We start from the raw sequence: 17,769 nt of genomic DNA on the forward strand, positions 1-17,769 counted from the left end.
ACTCAATTTACTACTGTCTGATTCACAAGCCTATCATAAATATAAAGTTCAATTATCGAACCTTTTAATGCTTCATACGGCAATTTAATAAGTCCACCCCTAGATCTAAAAGAATAAAGTAAAGAACTATTTCCATTAGAATCCTTTACTTTAACCATTACATCTACACTAGATGGATATATATCTAATTTATAAGTCAAAATCCCAAAAATACCTGTACCATTATTTTTTGGTTCATTAATAGTAATTGTTAATTTATCTAAATTTCCGACCTTACTACCGGGGGATAAAGATTGAAAAATAACACTTCCAAAATCACTCCCAGTTGACAAATTCACATCAAAATTAATCGCATCATTTAAAAGAGAAATAATCGCATCTTTATAATAAAGTCCAACATAATTTTTTACATATCTAGTAAAGGCTTCTTCTTGACCCTTACTTACTAAAAATTGAAGGTCAACTAAACTTGCAATCTTAGTACCTGGAGATGGCTCTTGCCGGATTATTGTCCCCTTTGAAAGAGTACTCTCAATTTCAATGGGTTTTAACAAATGATAAAGCATCCTATTATTGTTAATCGAATTAGCTTTTAAATTAATAAGCACATCATCAATATTTTTTCCAATAAAATTATCAACTTTATTGATCACAGCCCCTTTACTAACAAATATCTTAACCTTACTATCAAGCCTTAAAACAGTACCTGCCTTAGGACTTTGATCTATTATCTTCCCCTTATCAAAAGAGGTCGATGAAAATTTAAGTTCAACATAAGGAATAAGCTCTTTATCTTGAAGCTCAGTAATTGCATCTTCAAGATAAAGTCCACTAAGATTTGGGACAACAACAATATCACTGCCCTTTAAAAAAATAAAAAATATCGCACACGAAATAATTAAAGAACCAAAAATAGTAAGTACTAAACCATTAGCTACATGCTTGGGCAAAGTGGGAATTTTGCTATCAAAATTTAAGTCATGTTCATGCAAATTATTACTATTATTTAGATTTTTACTATCTAAAAACAATTTATTATGCGGTGGTTTGTTATCACTCAATACTATATCATCTCCTTATGTTTAATCTTTAAGAAAAAATTTTACCTATTAAATCTCTATTTCCATTATAAAAAGACTTATAATCCATAACCTTTCTCCCAGCTCTTTGAAGCTCTAATAGCAATAAAATTCCATCTCCCGTTTTCACCAAAATACCTCTACTAGGATCAAACGAAATGATTTTTCCTATTGCTTGATCACTATAATCATTAGTCCTTATAAAATCAGCTCTATGCAAAATAATTTCATCATCATCAAGCTTAGCTCTTGCAAGTGGCCAAGGATTGCACGCATTAATCTTATTCTTAATCGCAAATGCACTCAAATTAAAATCAAGAATTCTATGTTGCTTATTGAAAAAAGAACAATATGTTGCCTGTCTTGAATCTTGCTCAATTCCAAGATTTCCCTTATTTAGTTTACTTAAAGCTTCCAAAACAAGATTAAAGCTATTTAAAGAAACATACCTGAAAATATCAGCACTTGTATTAAAGCTTTTTATTTCAAACTGACTCTGTGATAAAATATTGCCACTATCCATTTCTAAAGCCATTTTTTGCACAGTAATCCCGCCAACAGTATCACCATTTAAAATAGCAGTTTGAATAGGAGAAGGTCCTCTATACTTTGGTAAAAGAGAGGGGTGAACATTAATACAACCCATTGGAAAAATATCCAGAAATTCTTGCTTAAATATCTTTCCATAAGAGAAAACCAACATAAGATCAGGATTTAATCTCTTAACCATTTCTACTACATCGGAATTAAGTACAACGGGCTCTAAAACAGTAATACTCCTATTAATAGCTTCCACCTTAATGTCATTGGCTCTTAAAAAGAGACCGCGACCACTAGGCTTATCAGGTGCAGTTAGCACACCAACTACATTATACTGGTCTGCGATTTTCTTTAAAACCTCTAAAGCAATACTCTCAGAACTTGCAAAAAAAATCCTCAAGTCTTAACAAGCCTCCTTCCTTTCATATAAGGCTTTAACAGTTTATTCCTAAGTTTATCTTCATAATAATCAATAAAAAGCACGCCTTTTAAATGGTCCATCTCATGCTGAACAACCCTAGCTAAAAGACTTGAATTTTCAATCTTAAAAAACTTACCATTCTCATCATGAGCTTCAACCATAATAGATTTAGGCCTTAAGAGATCATAATAAACTCCAGGAATACTCAAACAACCTTCTTTATAAACACTAAGTTCAAAAGAAGTTTTGGTTATCAAAGGATTAATAAAAACTAAAGGTTTAGACATTGCATTTTCTCTAACCACAAAAATAGACAAATCGAGACCTACTTGAGGTGCTGCTAAACCAACGCCCTTATTAATATCCATCAAATTTATCATTTTAAAAGCAATATTTCTAAGTTCATCATCAATATTTAAAACTGCCTTTGTCTTTACTCGCAGTAAATCATCAGGATAAAAAATTATTTCCATAAAACCCTCAAAAAAATTTAAACTCAAACTATGACTTTATTTGTCCAAAAAGCTTCCATTCTTCGTTCTCTGCTTCTGAGAAATAAATACTACCTTTCCTAGACTTAGGGAAAGCGTAAAGTTTGCCCTCTTTTTCATCTTTAAATACTAAAAACTCCTTAAGCTCTATTTTCGAAGGAAGGAGTTTTTTGTCTTGGCCATTCATTCTGAATCTCCAATGGCCATCCAATGTTTTATAAAAAAAAACCTTGTCATCAAGAGTATTAATTTCATAGTTATTCTTTTTTTGCACAATATCATCTAATTTAAAAACTCCTAAAGCATAATTTAAAAACTCTTGATTGCACTGAACAGTATCTTTAATAGAACCAACATACGCGGCCTTAATTTGTTCACTCTTTGAATCAACAAAAAATAAGGTAGGACTTCTTTTCAAATTAATCTCGCCAAAAATTTCATTATTCACATCAATAATCAAAAAAACATTGTTTTTAGCAATAGCTTTAAGGATTTTATCATCTTTAAACGACTTTAAAAAATCCTTTATCAAATTATCTTTAATATCTCTTCCAACCAATATTAAAACATTCTTATGTAAATTTCGCGCCTCATCCATAGCATCTTTATAAGAATCATGAAAAATAATATCCGACGAAAGCGAAAATAAATGCACAAAACCAAAAGCAATAAATATTATAAATAAGCTTATAAATCTCATATCTTACTAGTTAATATCTCCAAAAACTTCAGCTCATCACCACTAAGATATTCTTTTAAACTAAAATACACAAATTCATGATAACTATTAATATAGTCTAATTCATCCTTTGAAAGCATTTCAGTAACTATTAATTCTTTTTCAAAAGGCACAAGGGTTAAATTTTCAAATTCCAAAAAAGTTCCAAATTCATTTGAATAGCTTTGCTTCACAAAAACTAAATTTTCAGTTCTAATTCCATATTGAGACTCTCGATAAAGACCAGGCTCAATTGAAGTAATCTCAGAACCTTTAAAAGCATAAGCAGACAAAGGACTAATAGAAACAGGAAGCTCATGAACATTAAGAAAAAATCCTACCCCATGACCCGTTCCATGAGCAAAATTCAATCCTTGCTTAAGCAAAGGAAATCGAGCAATCCCATCAAGAGAAGCACCTAAAGTTCCAAACGGAAATTTTAAAGACGCAAGCGCAATAAAAGACTTAAGGACTAAAGTATAATCTTCCCTCTCTTTAGAAGATGCTTCCCCAATTAAAATAGTCCTTGTAACATCTGTTGTACCAAGTCCAAGGTAAGAACCCCCAGAATCTATTAAAAGCAATCCAGAACTATCAAGGTTCTTAGCTCCTTTTTTAGGTTTATAATGAGGTAATGCTGAATTTTCTTTAAAGCCAACTATCGAATCAAAACTAGAACTAAAAAATTCATCTCTTGCTGCCCTAAAATTTAACAGCATATCTGCAACAGCAACTTCATCTAACCTAGATAACTCATCCTTACTCAAACTCTTAAATTCATACAAAAATTTAATTAAACTCACAGCATCAATAATATGAGCCTCTTTCATCTTACTAATCTCATAATCAGATTTTATTGTCTTCAGTTCATTAACAACACTCTGTCCAAGTACTGCATTTGGCTTGCCAATAGATTCCAATATTTTAATATTACTCTCAACGGGTATAAAAAATTTTCCTTCATGACTAATCTCTGCTAAAAAAGAATAAAAATTACCATAATCTTCAATCTCAAAACCTTCAGTCTCAAGTCTATCTCTTAAATCAGAATCAAGTTTATCAACATTAACAAAGATAACATTCTTATATCTTTCACTTCTAGCAATAAATAAAAAAGCATAAAACAAAGCCGATGATTCAATATCTAAACCTCTTAAATTTAAAAGCCAAGCTACTTCATCCAGAGAGCTTATGATGCAAAAATCAATTGCCTTTTCTTCTAATCTTGAATTAACTCTATCGATTTTATCTGTTCTTTTATCGTTTTTTTGAGCCTCACTCAATTCAAATATTTTATTACCTTCTAAGACAGGTCTACCTTGCCAAATTTTAGAAACTAAATCTTCATGTAAGATCTCAATATCTGTATGTCTACAATTTTTAATCAAATCGTTATAAAGCTTTATACTAACATCTTCAGCATAAATTCCAAGCCTTAAGCCCTTAAGATTTGTATTTATGTAACTAAAAATATCCGGATACCCCTTAACTCCAAGCTTCATCAATTTAAACTCAGTCCCTTCAAGTTCACTTGATGCCTGCAAAAAATACCTACCATCTGTAAAAAGCACTGCATCTGTTTCTGTAACAATTACTGTCCCAGCACTTCCTGTAAATCCTGTAATAAATTCACGAACATTAAATCTAACATGAGAATACTCGCTCATATGCGGATCATAACTTGCCATCAAATATGCATCAATCTTGCTCTTCCTCATCAAATTTCTCAAAGAGAATATTTTTGTACTAGTTCCCATATAAAGCAAGCTCCTTAGACTTTAAAAAGTAATTTTTATTTAATTATAACAAATAATTCAATTTTAAAAAATTTCCTTATTTGTTATAATTAAACTTAATAGTAAAAAAAGGAAAAAAGTATGAAAAATATTAAGGCTGTTGTTTCTGATCTTGATGGCACGCTTCTACTCTCAAATATCCAGATAGGGGCTTTTAGTGAGCTTGTAATAACAAAACTAATCAAAGAAAACAAGAAGTTTATTATTGCAACAGGAAGAAGTAAAAATGAAATAATACCTCTTATAGAAAACTTAGGCTCACATGTTTCATTCTTTATAACATTAAATGGAGCAAGAGTCTACAATAACCAATGGCAATTAATAAGCAAGTATGATCTCTCTTCTGAAATTGTAAATGAGATTTTAAACCTCAGAGAGAACAAATACAAGGATATACCTCATTTTTTACAAAAATCTGAAGATACAGATGAAAAGCTTTACGCTGACAACATAACTAAAAATGCCATTAATAATATGTTTGAAAAACATGAACTATTAAGAAAACACAAATACATAGAACATGAGCTAAAAGATATAAGCATAAAATACCATGAAGTCAATAGCTTTAGAGAATTTAAAAATTTTAACAATATAGCAAAGATTCTATTGTTGCATCATGAAGAATCACAACTAATAAAATATGAAGCTATAATTTTAGAAAAATATAAAAAAGAAATAAATGCTTATTTATCAACACCGCACTCACTTGAAATTGTTAACAGCAGAGTTTCAAAGGGAAATGCATTAAAAGATGTTCTTCAAAGCATCAACATTAATTTAAATGAAGTAATTGCCTTCGGAGATGGGTTTAATGATGTTGACATGCTAGAAAATGTAAAAAAAGGATTATTAATGGGTAATGCAAATTATAGATTAAAGAAAATGCTATCATATTTAGAAATAATAGACACTAATGATAATGAAGCCGTTGCACATTACATTAATGACAACATTTTAGAAGACCCTGTATTAGCATAGGACATAATATGGAGAAAGACTTAATAAAATATGCAGAGCTAATTATATTAAAAGGAATCAACTTACAAAAAAATCAATGCATGCTCATTACAGGTTCAATTGAAAATTATGAATTTTTAAGAATTCTGGCACAAAAAGCTTATGAACATGGAGCAAAGTATGTAGAATTAAACATTGAAGACACTGATATTTTAAAAACTAGATTAAAATCATCACCAGAAGATCTCTTAGAGTTTATTCCAAATTTTAAGCATAAATTTTTTGAAGAAATGGTAAATGAAAAATGGGCAAAAATACGAATTGATAACACAGAAAATTTAGACGCATTAAAAGATAATGACAGTAACAAAATATCAAAATACTTTAAGGCACTAAGTCTAGCATCAAAAAAAGTTTCAAGTGCAATAATGAATAACGAATTAGCATGGTGTACGGTTTGTGCTCCCGGGCCAAAATGGGCTGCAAAAGTTCTAAATAAGCCTGAATGTCAAAAAACATTAGAAGAATTTTTTGACATTCAAAAAAAAATCATGTTACTCGACTCAGAAAATCCAATAAAGGCCTGGGAAGATCATGGAAAAAAACTTCATCAAAGATGTGAAATCCTAAATAAACTCAAATTAGAAAAAGTAATCTTTACAAATAAGAAAACAAATCTAGAAACATACCTTCTAGAAAATTCTATTTGGACAGGGGGAAGTGAAAAAGTAAAAGGAACAGATATTGAATTTAATGCTAATATGCCTACTCAGGAAATTTTTACAACTCCAAACTATAAAAAAACAAATGGAATTATGCATGTCACTCGTCCAATAACGGTACTTGGAAACCTAATAACCGGAATATGGTTAGAATTCAGAAAAGGAAAAGTAATCAACTTTGGATGTGATGATGCTCAATCAAGAAACATATTAAAAAGACATATAGAAACTGACATACAAGCACAATATATAGGTGAAGTTGCACTAGTAGACAATAGCTCTCCAATATATCAAAGCGGGCTTACATTTTACAGCATACTATACGATGAAAATGCAAGTTGTCACATTGCCCTAGGCAATGCCTATCCCTCTTGTTTAAGCAATGGACAAGAACTTAAGAGTGATGCTGAAAAATTAGATTATGGCTGTAATGTCTCTTTAATTCATACAGACTTTATGATTGGCAGTAATGACATAAACGTTATTGGCATTGACAAATCAGATAAAGAACATACAATAATACGAAATGGACAATTCGTAATATAAAACGGAGTAATCAAATCATGATAAAAGAGTTATTCATAAATGATCTTTTCTTATCTTGTTTCGTTTCAGGCATTGTTGCACAAATGATTAAATATATTATTCAAGCAATGAAGACCAAAAAAATAAAATTAAATCCAAAATATCTTTTAAAAAGCATCTTCTTAGAAACAGGGGGAATGCCCAGCAGCCACTCTTCAACAGTAACAGCTCTTGCAACATCAATATTAATAACAGAAGGAATAAATACTAACTTTATTATTGCTCTGGCTTTTGCGTTAATAACAATAAGAGATTCGTTTGGGGTTAGATACATGGCAGGGGTTCAAGCAGAATACCTAAACACTTTGTCAGAACAATTAAAAATGAAAGTCAAAATTGAACCTTTAAAAATCAAAGTGGTGAAGGGGCATAAAAAAAAGGAAGTATTTACAGGAATACTTATTGGAATAATTTCTGCATGGACAATATGTAGTCGAATAATATAAACAACAGATTAAAAGGGAAAAATGAACCTACCAAAGTTTTTACATACATTGCTAATACTATCGCTGGCCTCTTGCAATATGGCAAAATTCGGAGATTATAAACCAATATATTTTAAAGGAGAAAAAGATTTAAAAACCGCAAATGATTACATAAACGCATTAGGATATAAAACAATATCTGAATACACAACAAAAATAACCATATTAGACTTCCCAGACTTCAAAGAGATAACAATAGATAAATTAATTCACCTTAATGACCATGATCTCAGGAAAGATCCATTTTTAAAAAAACTGCCTAACTTATTTAATATAGGAAACAAAAAAATACTCTATGTCGAATCAACATTCGCCAATAGCGATCTTAAAAAACTAAAGCACGATCAAAATATTGAAGCAGAAATGCACTCCTTTAACTACAAGACTAAAATTAAATATTTTTCAAGCATAACATTCATAGTAATCATAACACTTTTATTGCTATTAAACATCAAATATGCACCCTTTATAATCCTTTTTCTAATAAGTTCATGTACCATATTCATATTTAGCGATGAGATATTATATTTTTATCCTTTAACTATACTCTCTTACTTATTATTTACATTAATCGACAATTTTAATAAAAATTACAATAAAATATACCTACGGAATATCAGTTTTACAGTATTAATTGATAAAATCAAAATTCCAATATTTCTATTTTTATTCATAGTATTGTACTTTATTGTGATCATTAACTTTCTAACCACCAATCTTGAAACACTTCTTATTATTTTTGTATCAATATCAACACTTTGCATTTTCTTAATATTCACTTGGATAAAAACTGAAAGCAATTTCAAACATACATTCCTATCTTTAATTGAAATAAAAGAACGAAAACGAGAAACAAAAATTCTAAAATTCAAGATCCTTATATACATAATGTTATTTATAGCTTCATTAATGCCATTTTTTTATGCACAAAATATACTTAATTCTTATAAAAATTTTAATTATCTCTACAGCAAAAAATTAAACTATTTTGACTATTTAAATCCCAACAATATTTACTTAATGGTGGGATATAATGAAGAAATTCCAAACATTGTAGGTTATATGTATCATATATTTTACCAAAATGAGCTTAAATACAAAAGCACATCTCAGTATGGAAAAGTAAACACAAATGTAAGAGAAGACTATTTTGCAATAGAAAACAACAAAATAACCATCAATCCAAAAACTATATACAAGGTAGACAAAGAATTTATATCTAAAAACCTTAATAAAGAACTCTCAAGATTATTCTTAGAAAATGAAAATCCAATCTTAATATACAAAGAAACGCCCACTAATATTACAATCAATAAAGATAATTTTACAATTTTATTCACTCTTTCATTTCCATTTTTCTTATTTCTATTCCTATTTAAAGCAATAAAATTTACAATTATTTTAAACATGAGTGAAAAAAACTATAGAAAATATATTAGAGGAAACATTTGATGTCTAACTCAAAAACGATAAAAATAAAAACAAAAAGGCAGTATAAAGTAAATATAAATGAAATCCAAATGCCTGAATGTGTTTTAATTCCACTAGAAACAGAAAATTCAAAGTCCACAATATATATCATTGAAAATCAAAGAATCTCAGAAGGACAGATATTGTCAAAAAATAAAAATGCAGAGCTATACACATATGCTCCAATATCTGGAACAATAGAAAAAATATATATCGCTAATTTTCCAAATGAACATCAATTAAAATCAGCATTAATAAGATTTCACGGGAGAATCAAAAATGAACAAGAATGCTCAGTTGAGGAAGAATCAAGAGAAAAAACACTAGAAAAGTTAATTCGACTAGGAATCCCATGGTTTAATGAACATTCATTATTTCAATATGTAAGTAAATGTAAAAAAATAGATAAAATGATTTTATTAATAAATGGAAAAGATCCATTTACAAATATCTCAGAAATATTAATAAAAGAAAAATTAAATGAAATTATTTACGGCTTTGAAACAATCGACAAAATATTTAAATGCAAAGAAATACTAATAGTACTTAGCAACTATAACCTAAAAAAAGAACTTGAAACCCTAAATATCTTTAAAGACAAAAGATTAAAAATTAAATTAATTCCCAATATTTCATATCCATATTCAAATCATGAAGTGATAATGCACTTCTTATACAATGAAGAGGGCACAAAAAATAACATAAATCCAAATAAAAATATACTTTTAGTGAATGTTGAAGACCTTTATAACGTGTACAACACTCTCAAAACAAACTCTCCATATAAAGAAAAGTTTATAACCATAAACGGCAATCAAAAAATACAAAGTAAAATAATCAAAATCAAAATTGGAACATCTATTCAACAAATAATAAATGAAGATATTGATACAAAAAAATATGACGTATTTCTAAACAATCCAGCAAATAAGATTAAAATAAATAATCTCAATGTACCTATAACAAGAGATATATACAGCATTACAATACTAAGAAAAGAATCAATATTTAGTAAAATAAAACTCTTAAAAATACCTAGCTTTTCACCACTATATATGGAAGAAATTATTTTGTCAAAGATTAAGGATAACAATCCTGCCAATAAACAATTACAATGTCTGCAATATACTGAAACTGAAATAGAAGATGAAATAAACAAAGTAAAAAAAGAAATTAAGGAAAAAATCTTAAATCTGGGCCTCAACAATGAACCAATATACACTGAAAATAATTTAAAAGATATCTACTTAACTATTATTTTAGCCTTAATGCCCAGCTTAATATTCTCTTTTACAAACAACGTAAAATTTTTAATTGATACATTCATATTGACAATCACAAGCTTGTGCTCATACATCCCAATAATGTTAAAATCCAAACATAAATATCTCTCTTTCTTCATATATACTGCATTAATTATCAACATAATCTTACCTTTAAATTTATCCATCATATTAAAAATAATGGCACTATTTCTTACATTTTTAGTATTCTTTTATTTCTCAAAGCTTTCCAAATTCCTTGTGAACCCCATATTAATTTCATTTATGTTTTTATTACTAAATTTCCCATCAAGCTTTAAACAAACATATGCTAAGGAACTCTCAAGACAAGAAGATATAATTCCTACTTGGAATAAAATAATTCATCAAAATCCAAACATTCAAAATTTAGAAAGCTTAAAAGGATTTAAAAGACATGAAAACAAGCACATTGATATGATTGAAAAATTTATAAATGACAAGATATTATCTCATCTAAATATAATGATACCAAGATTTCACATTGAAAACCTGTTTGGACTACAAAACGAAAAATATTTATCCCCCATTCTGATCTATATCGGTTTTTCATTTATTCTTGGAAAATTCATTATAAATAAATTAATACCACTATCTTTTTACATAAGTCTACTACTAATTGCCTATATACTAAAAAGTCTTGGTCTTTACAGTTATATAAGTTTTGATATGTTAACTCTAATAATGTCACCAATTACAATGATTTTAATATTTACCATGGGAACAGAACTGCAAATAGCTCCCCCCTTTAAATTTGAACAAATACTTTATGGACTTACATTATCTTTGGCATATTTTATAACATTAAGCTATATTCCACTTGAAACTTTATCAGCTGTAATATCCATTTTCATACTACAGGTAAGTTCAACATTAATAAAAAGATATAGCTTAACATTTCAGATTAAAAAAATCTTGCATCATTTAAATATGAATAAAGCAAAAGTAATAGAACATAAAAATAAAAATGGAGAAGAAATTATAAAATTATGAAAAATAGTTTAATAATGTATTTATTAATAAATAATCTGTTACTAATACACTTTATTGGGATTGAAGACATAAAGATAAAAGACAATAAGACATTATCAAAAAAGTATTTAATCATAATGATAACTTCTCTATTAATTTACTCAGGTCTTTTTTATGTCTATAAATTATTTAAAGAACATAATTTATTATTTATAATACCAATTATATATATAACATTGATCTATATACTAACGATAGTACTAAAAACATTAAATAATATCTTAATTGCTTACAACAACAAATCAAAATATTCAAACGATTTTCTTCTATCTAATAGTAGTTTAATTGCAATAACATTCTTTGCTCTAGATAAAAGTCATAACTTTTTAGAAGGAATCAAAATACTTATTTTATCTTCACTTAGCGTCCTAATAGCGCTTATATTAATCATACTAATAAAGAGAAATTTTGAAAAAAGATTAAAATCGAAAATATTAGCTAATGAAACAATGTATTTTTTTATAATGTTCATTTTATCTTTAATTCCAAATATAATTATATTAATAAATAATAGTGAGAGTTTATAATGAAAGAAAAAATAAATGGACTTTTGGAAGAAATTAAAAATGTCTGGAGGAAGCTTTGACAAAGATAAGCTCAAGACACAACTTAAAGAATATGAGAAACAAATAAATAACGAAAATTTTTGGAATGATAATAAAAAAGCACAAGAAATTCTTAAAAATCAAAATATTTTAAAAGCTAAAACTGAACCTTGGGAGGACTTAATATTTAAACTCCAAGACTTAAGAGAACTCTGCGAAATCGCAGAGAGCGAAGAAGACGCAATACTACTTGATAAAGATATTAATAAACTAAAAGAACAATATAAACATCTCTTAACAATATCTTATTTTAAAGAAGATATTGATATAAGTAATGCGTTTTTGACAATACACTCTGGAGCAGGTGGAACAGAAGCCTGTGATTGGGTTAGCATGTTATATAGAACATACCTGAGATATTCTGAGAGACGTGGATATAAAACTGAACTTATAGACTTACTTGAAGCTGAGGGAGGCATTAAATCTGTTACAATTGAAATAAAAGGAAAATATGCTTACGGATTTTTAAAAAGTGAAATAGGCATACATCGTCTTGTAAGAATTTCTCCTTTTGATGCTGCAAAAAAGAGGCACACATCTTTTGCGTCTGTTTTCATTGATCCTGTAATTGATGATAAAATTGAGATAATAATTAAACCAGAAGATATTAGGGTCGACACATATAGAGCCTCAGGAGCAGGAGGACAGCACGTCAATAAAACATCATCAGCTGTTAGAATTACCCATCTTCAAACGGGCATAGTAACTCAATCTCAAACTGATAGAAGTCAGCATAGAAATAAAGAGCTAGCAATGAAAGTATTAAAATCAAAACTTTATGAACACTACAAAGCACTAGAACAACAAAAAAGTAAATCTAAACAAGAGGAGAAAAAAGATATATCTTGGGGAAATCAAATAAGGTCTTACATCTTTCAACCTTATACTCTAGTAAAAGATCACAGAACAAAATTTGAAAATCCAAATATTATCTCTGTTATGGATGGAAACATTGATAACTTTATAGAAGAATATCTAAAATGGAAAAATCTAAGTTAATCATAATAATATTATTTTCAATCTTAACAATAAAATTAGCATATCCTCAAAGTAATATTGAATATGGTTTTTCTTATATCATAGACACACAAGATGAAAATAAAAATCTTAAAGAAAGCATTGAGCAAACACTAAGCAAAATTTACAACACAATAAATGAACATATTGTCAATGACAATGACAAAGATTTCATCAAACGCATTTACATACACCAAAACATAATAAACAAAGAAAGAGAGTTCAGCAGACTAAAAGAAGATATGGACAAAAAAAGACTCCAAAATGCAATAAGCTCAAGAGAAGAAAATAAAACAGAAATCAAGATTAATGAACTTAAAAAAGACATTGAAAACATTAAAATTAAACAAAAAGAACTTGAAGAGTACCTTAAAAATTTAAAAAAAATAAAAGCAACATATAAAAAACATGAAGAAAAAATACATCTATCAAATTTGAACACAGAATTTTTAATAAGACAAGAATTATTCTTTATGAGTTATATACACTTTAAAAAAATAGAAAAACATTATCTAGTTGAAATTAGCAATATCACTCCTAAAGGGGTCAAGATTCAAAAAGAAATTTTTAAAATATCATCATCCGTTGATGATATTGCACATAAAATAGCAGAACTTAGTCTTGAAGAAATATTAGGAAGAGAATTTATTAAGCTTAGAATTAATATTCTCAATAATTCAGAGGCCAAAATATATATAAACGAAAAATTTGTAGCAAAAGGACTATATAACAATGATATATGGGATATTTCTGAACTCCCCAACAAAGAAATTACTATTAACATCACAAGCACAACTTACAAACCCTACACAGTAAAGCAAAAGATAAAAAGCGGAGATACAATTAACTTAAATATTAAATTAAAAAAAGCAAATTCTAAAAAAATATCAATTACAAGTAATGTAAAATCCAAAGTATTTCAAAAAGGAGTATTCATAGGAGAAACACCAATTGAAATCGAAGAACCTGAGGGCACAGAATCTATTTTATTGCAAGCTCAAGGATACAAAAACATGTTCAAAATAATAAGCAAAGAAGATAAAGAAATTAATATAGAAATGTTAAAAGATAATAAAAGTGAGCTTATTATAAAAAGAGATAGGTTCTATATCAACCTCGGGATCTTCACATTAAACCTAATAGGTACTGCCTTTGCCATAACAAAATATAATGAATCATCAGAACTTTATAATATGGCTTTACATAATATTATTAAACGTAGGATAACATCTCAAGATCTATACAACGCAAAATCTGAACAAATGATTACAACATTTTTACTTGGCACAGGAATAACACTTTCTATTGGCAGCTTTATACCATTAATAATTCATTTGGTACAATATATTCAAGAAGCAAGCAGAGGTGAATAGATCACATTGTAAAATAAATTTAGTAAACAATAGAAACATAGGAGAATGAAGATTTTGGGTATTTTTGATAAGATAAAGAATCTATTTAAAAATCAAGAAAAAACACAAATATTTGAAAATTTAGAAGATATTCTCTTAGAAGCAGATATCAAAAATGATATAGTAATTGAAATAATAGAATATATAAAAAAAGTTAAAGTCAAAGATGAAAAAGAAACTCTCTTAAAACTAAAAGACTTTCTAAAAAATTACATAAACCAACAATCCCTTAACTTAAAGAATAAAAGCTTAAACATCTTACTTATAATTGGGATAAATGGAGTTGGCAAGACCTCAAGCATCATAAAGCTTGCCAATAAACTTAAAAATGAAGGTAAAAACGTATTAATAGCTGCAGCCGACACATTCAGAGCAGCAGCAATTCAACAAATTAAAATACAAAGTGAAAAAATTGGAATTAAAGTCATATCGCAAAATCAAGGAAGTGATGCAGCAGCAGTAATATTTGACAGCATTTCAAGTGCAAAGAGTAAAAATTATGATATATTAATAATCGACACAGCAGGAAGACTTCAAAACAAAGAAAACTTAATCAAAGAGCTCCAAAAGATGGATAATGTAATTAAAAAACAAATAATTGAAACAGATATTAACTATAAAAAAATATTAGTAATAGACTCTATCTCTGGGAAAAATGTAAACAATCAAGCAGAAATATTTAACAAAGCAATAGAAATTGATGGAATAATAGCCACTAAATTTGACTCATCATCTAGAGCAGGTGGAATAATAAATATCTCAAAGCTATTTAAGAAACCAATATACTTTTTCACATTTGGAGAACAAGTAGAACATATTAAAGAATTTAACACTGATGACTACTTAAATAAGTTATTATGATAAAAAAGATAGTAATATTATTTTTAGCATTTATAATACCAAGTGCACATGGGCAAAGGTACTTCATGTCCGATGTATTTTTCAATAAATATCAGGAAATATATGAAATTCCACAAACAGGATTTTACATTGAATATACAAAAATTGATGAAATTGAAAAATTTAGTCTCTTTAAAGACTTAAAACTGACAAAATACAAAACACAAGAAACAATAGAAGATAAAAAAAAACTAACATTCTATAATGAACAAAACATTAAAACAAACGAAGAAATCTATGACAACTTAAATAATAAAATACAAGAAATAAAATATAGTCCCAAAGGAATAATTCTCGAATCTGTAAACTATTTTTATAAAAACAATGATTTAATTTATAAAGAAATCAAAATTTTAAATCAAAAACCTAAAACACTACACTACATGAAAGACACTAATGGCAAGCTTTTAAAAATAACGGGTTCGGATTTCCAAGTTTGGAATTACGGAATTAATGGAGAAATCAAATCAACATATTTTGACATAAAAAAATCCAAAACAAAAGTAATCCAATATGATGATCAAAAAAGGCATTTAGAAAGCATAATATTAGACAATAACAAAATTAAATCTAGAGAAAAAAATCAATATCTAGATGAGCACGAAGTAATCAATACCGCAGAAGAAGAAAATATAAAAACTATATCAAAATATAAAGACCACAATCTGATCAGAAAAGAAATATATAAAAATAATGAAATAATAAAGATAAGTGATTTTGAATATAATGCATCTGGAAACGTTATAGTCGAAAATATAACTGTAAAGGAAAATAAAAAAGAACATAACACTAAAACAACATACGAATATAATTCTGATAATAATTTAAAGTCAAAAACAATTTACGAGAATGGCTCAATATTATTAAAAACTGACTACTTTAATGACAATGAATATGAACAAGAAATATACTATAATGGAAATCCTATCTTTAAAGTAAGATATAAAAATGATGAAATTATTGAAGAAATAAATAAAAATATTACTAGAGATAAAAATGGGACTAAATAAATTTTTACTGAAAAGATTAATTTTAGATGAGCAAAATAGTTTATCACTTACAATTGTAATAATCTTAAGCATAGTACTTGGACAAATCATTATCATTATCACAATATCGATAATGAATGGTTTTCAAAATGACTTTTTCACAAGCATATCTACCTTAGAGAGTGGAAATTTAAAAATCGAAAGCAAATTAAATGATCAAGAAATTAATGCTCTTAAAAAGATTAAAGAAATAATTCAAATAAATAAAATATATGAAACACAAGGTATTGGAATTGAAAATTATTACTATCCAAGTATCTTGAATATCATTGCACTTGACACAAAAGATATCATAAAAGACAAAGATTTTATTCTCCTAACAGGCCTTACACAATCTGAACTCCAACTTAATGATGATGAAATCATAATAGGAGATGTACTCTCACACAACTTAGGCTTATTTGAAGGAGACATAATAGGACTGATATTAAGTGATGAAATAAAAAACTTACAAACATTAAAAGACGAAATAAAACATTTTAAAATAAAAGCCATTTTTAAAAGCAATTATGCCAAAATAAATGAATCCACAGTGTTTATGAATATTAACTACTTTTACAAAAAACAACTCATAAAAGATTCAGACATTAATTATCAAATAAAAACACAAAACTTATATCCTAGCAAAAAACTAATAAACAAAATAAAAAACATAAATTCAAACATTCAATTCAAACCTTGGAACGAATATAATAAAGAATTCTATAAAGCACTCAAAATAGAGAGGAATACAATGTTAATCATTTTAACAAGCATATTTCTTGTCATTGCCGTTAACACATATTATTTACAAAAAAGAATCATAATTAATAAAAGCAGGTCAATTTCAATAATCTTATTCTTAGGTCTCAAATCGCAAAAAATCAGGCAAGTATTCTTAATTCACTCAGTAATAATTTGCATACTCGGAAGCATTATTGGACTCATTGCAGGCATTACAATATCTTTAAACATCAATGAAATTCTAAATGTAATTGATATTTTAATAAACAGCTTAATTAACCTTATTAATTACATACTAAAATTAAAACTAGAAAATATAGAAATAAAAATAGTAAAAAACACAATTACACCTAAAATATTTTTCAGTGATTTAATATTCACGCTATTCTTTGCTTGTTTGTTTACAATATACTCAAGCCTAAGGGTAACAAAAAAGTTAAATATGCTGACAAAATAAATGGAGCAT

Annotated in this window: 16 protein-coding genes; 11 read left to right on the plus strand and 5 right to left on the minus strand. The window is 27.6% G+C overall.

Features of this window, described 5'->3' with window-relative positions:
• Positions 1 to 2: 2 nt before the first annotated feature.
• The 5 genes from bhYOR_RS00310 to bhYOR_RS00330 are packed head-to-tail and all read right to left on the minus strand — an operon-like array spanning position 3 to position 5,006.
• Positions 3 to 1,061 (minus strand): PASTA domain-containing protein, encoded by a 1,059-nt coding sequence (locus bhYOR_RS00310; protein WP_025399419.1) that lies wholly within the window; start codon positions 1,059 to 1,061, stop codon positions 3 to 5.
• A 28-nt stretch (positions 1,062 to 1,089) separates the two neighbouring features.
• Entirely contained in the window at positions 1,090 to 2,019 is a 930-nt protein-coding gene (fmt, locus tag bhYOR_RS00315) for a methionyl-tRNA formyltransferase (RefSeq protein WP_025399420.1), read from the minus strand.
• Positions 2,016 to 2,513 carry a peptide deformylase gene (gene def / locus bhYOR_RS00320; protein WP_025399421.1) on the minus strand — a complete coding sequence of 166 codons (498 nt, stop codon included), beginning with the start codon at positions 2,511 to 2,513 and terminating at the stop codon, positions 2,016 to 2,018. The genes fmt and def overlap by 4 nt, the downstream gene beginning before the upstream one ends.
• Before the next feature lie 28 nt (positions 2,514 to 2,541).
• On the minus strand, positions 2,542 to 3,231 hold the full coding sequence (locus bhYOR_RS00325) for a hypothetical protein (protein WP_025399422.1): 690 nt from the start codon (positions 3,229 to 3,231) through the stop codon (positions 2,542 to 2,544).
• On the minus strand, positions 3,228 to 5,006 hold the full coding sequence (locus bhYOR_RS00330) for an aminopeptidase P family protein (protein WP_025399423.1): 1,779 nt from the start codon (positions 5,004 to 5,006) through the stop codon (positions 3,228 to 3,230). Before bhYOR_RS00330 ends, bhYOR_RS00325 begins: the two co-directional genes overlap by 4 nt.
• Positions 5,007 to 5,126: 120 nt before the next feature.
• Between bhYOR_RS00330 and bhYOR_RS00335 the strand changes: the two genes are divergently transcribed.
• The 11 genes from bhYOR_RS00335 to bhYOR_RS00385 all read left to right on the plus strand — a co-directional run bounded on the left by bhYOR_RS00335 (position 5,127) and on the right by bhYOR_RS00385 (position 17,760).
• Positions 5,127 to 6,023 (plus strand): HAD family hydrolase, encoded by an 897-nt coding sequence (locus bhYOR_RS00335; RefSeq protein WP_025399424.1) that lies wholly within the window; start codon positions 5,127 to 5,129, stop codon positions 6,021 to 6,023.
• 8 nt (positions 6,024 to 6,031) lie between these two features.
• The gene (locus bhYOR_RS00340) at positions 6,032 to 7,270 is read left to right on the plus strand and encodes an aminopeptidase (RefSeq protein WP_025433955.1); all 1,239 of its coding nucleotides are present in this window, start codon (positions 6,032 to 6,034) and stop codon (positions 7,268 to 7,270) included.
• 17 nt (positions 7,271 to 7,287) lie between these two features.
• Positions 7,288 to 7,755, plus strand: a complete 468-nt coding sequence (locus tag bhYOR_RS00345; protein WP_025399426.1) for a divergent PAP2 family protein — start codon at positions 7,288 to 7,290, stop codon at positions 7,753 to 7,755.
• A 21-nt stretch (positions 7,756 to 7,776) separates the two neighbouring features.
• Positions 7,777 to 9,246, plus strand: a complete 1,470-nt coding sequence (locus bhYOR_RS00350; protein ID WP_025433956.1) for a hypothetical protein — start codon at positions 7,777 to 7,779, stop codon at positions 9,244 to 9,246.
• A complete protein-coding gene (locus bhYOR_RS00355; RefSeq protein WP_025399428.1) occupies positions 9,246 to 11,558 on the plus strand; it encodes an RnfABCDGE type electron transport complex subunit D in 2,313 nt (770 codons plus the stop codon). Before bhYOR_RS00350 ends, bhYOR_RS00355 begins: the two co-directional genes overlap by 1 nt.
• Entirely contained in the window at positions 11,555 to 12,124 is a 570-nt protein-coding gene (locus bhYOR_RS00360) for a hypothetical protein (protein ID WP_025399429.1), read from the plus strand. The genes bhYOR_RS00355 and bhYOR_RS00360 overlap by 4 nt, the downstream gene beginning before the upstream one ends.
• Positions 12,124 to 13,201, plus strand: a protein-coding gene (gene prfB, locus bhYOR_RS00365) for a peptide chain release factor 2 (protein WP_241763721.1) whose coding sequence is annotated in 2 segments (ribosomal slippage) — positions 12,124 to 12,179 and positions 12,178 to 13,201 — 1,080 coding nt in all. Because the reading frame shifts where the segments join, the coding sequence is not laid out codon by codon here. Before bhYOR_RS00360 ends, prfB begins: the two co-directional genes overlap by 1 nt.
• Positions 13,183 to 14,592: a PEGA domain-containing protein gene (locus tag bhYOR_RS00370; RefSeq protein WP_025433957.1), complete on the plus strand. Its 1,410-nt coding sequence runs from the start codon at positions 13,183 to 13,185 to the stop codon at positions 14,590 to 14,592. Before prfB ends, bhYOR_RS00370 begins: the two co-directional genes overlap by 19 nt.
• A gap of 54 nt (positions 14,593 to 14,646) precedes the next feature.
• Positions 14,647 to 15,492, plus strand: a complete 846-nt coding sequence (gene ftsY / locus bhYOR_RS00375) for a signal recognition particle-docking protein FtsY (protein WP_025399432.1) — start codon at positions 14,647 to 14,649, stop codon at positions 15,490 to 15,492.
• Positions 15,492 to 16,541 carry a hypothetical protein gene (locus tag bhYOR_RS00380; protein ID WP_025399433.1) on the plus strand — a complete coding sequence of 350 codons (1,050 nt, stop codon included), beginning with the start codon at positions 15,492 to 15,494 and terminating at the stop codon, positions 16,539 to 16,541. The genes ftsY and bhYOR_RS00380 overlap by 1 nt, the downstream gene beginning before the upstream one ends.
• On the plus strand, positions 16,528 to 17,760 hold the full coding sequence (locus tag bhYOR_RS00385) for an ABC transporter permease (protein ID WP_025399434.1): 1,233 nt from the start codon (positions 16,528 to 16,530) through the stop codon (positions 17,758 to 17,760). The genes bhYOR_RS00380 and bhYOR_RS00385 overlap by 14 nt, the downstream gene beginning before the upstream one ends.
• The last annotated feature ends 9 nt before the right edge of the window (positions 17,761 to 17,769 follow it).

The sequence above is a fragment of the Borrelia nietonii YOR genome (assembly GCF_023035795.1).
GTDB classification, from domain to species: Bacteria; Spirochaetota; Spirochaetia; order Borreliales; family Borreliaceae; genus Borrelia; species Borrelia hermsii.

What these genes read in the sequence shown, in the direction of transcription:
- bhYOR_RS00345 (WP_025399426.1), top strand. Translation starts at nt 7,288, where the DNA reads ATGATAAAAGAGTTATTCATAAATGATCTTTTCTTATCTTGTTTCGTT.
- bhYOR_RS00385 (WP_025399434.1), top strand. Translation starts at nt 16,528, where the DNA reads ATGGGACTAAATAAATTTTTACTGAAAAGATTAATTTTAGATGAGCAA.
- bhYOR_RS00355 (WP_025399428.1), top strand. Translation starts at nt 9,246, where the DNA reads ATGTCTAACTCAAAAACGATAAAAATAAAAACAAAAAGGCAGTATAAA.
- bhYOR_RS00370 (WP_025433957.1), top strand. Translation starts at nt 13,183, where the DNA reads ATGGAAAAATCTAAGTTAATCATAATAATATTATTTTCAATCTTAACA.
- def (WP_025399421.1), bottom strand. Translation starts at nt 2,513, where the DNA reads ATGGAAATAATTTTTTATCCTGATGATTTACTGCGAGTAAAGACAAAG.
- bhYOR_RS00325 (WP_025399422.1), bottom strand. Translation starts at nt 3,231, where the DNA reads ATGAGATTTATAAGCTTATTTATAATATTTATTGCTTTTGGTTTTGTG.
- bhYOR_RS00335 (WP_025399424.1), top strand. Translation starts at nt 5,127, where the DNA reads ATGAAAAATATTAAGGCTGTTGTTTCTGATCTTGATGGCACGCTTCTA.
- bhYOR_RS00350 (WP_025433956.1), top strand. Translation starts at nt 7,777, where the DNA reads ATGAACCTACCAAAGTTTTTACATACATTGCTAATACTATCGCTGGCC.
- bhYOR_RS00360 (WP_025399429.1), top strand. Translation starts at nt 11,555, where the DNA reads ATGAAAAATAGTTTAATAATGTATTTATTAATAAATAATCTGTTACTA.
- bhYOR_RS00330 (WP_025399423.1), bottom strand. Translation starts at nt 5,006, where the DNA reads ATGGGAACTAGTACAAAAATATTCTCTTTGAGAAATTTGATGAGGAAG.
- bhYOR_RS00340 (WP_025433955.1), top strand. Translation starts at nt 6,032, where the DNA reads ATGGAGAAAGACTTAATAAAATATGCAGAGCTAATTATATTAAAAGGA.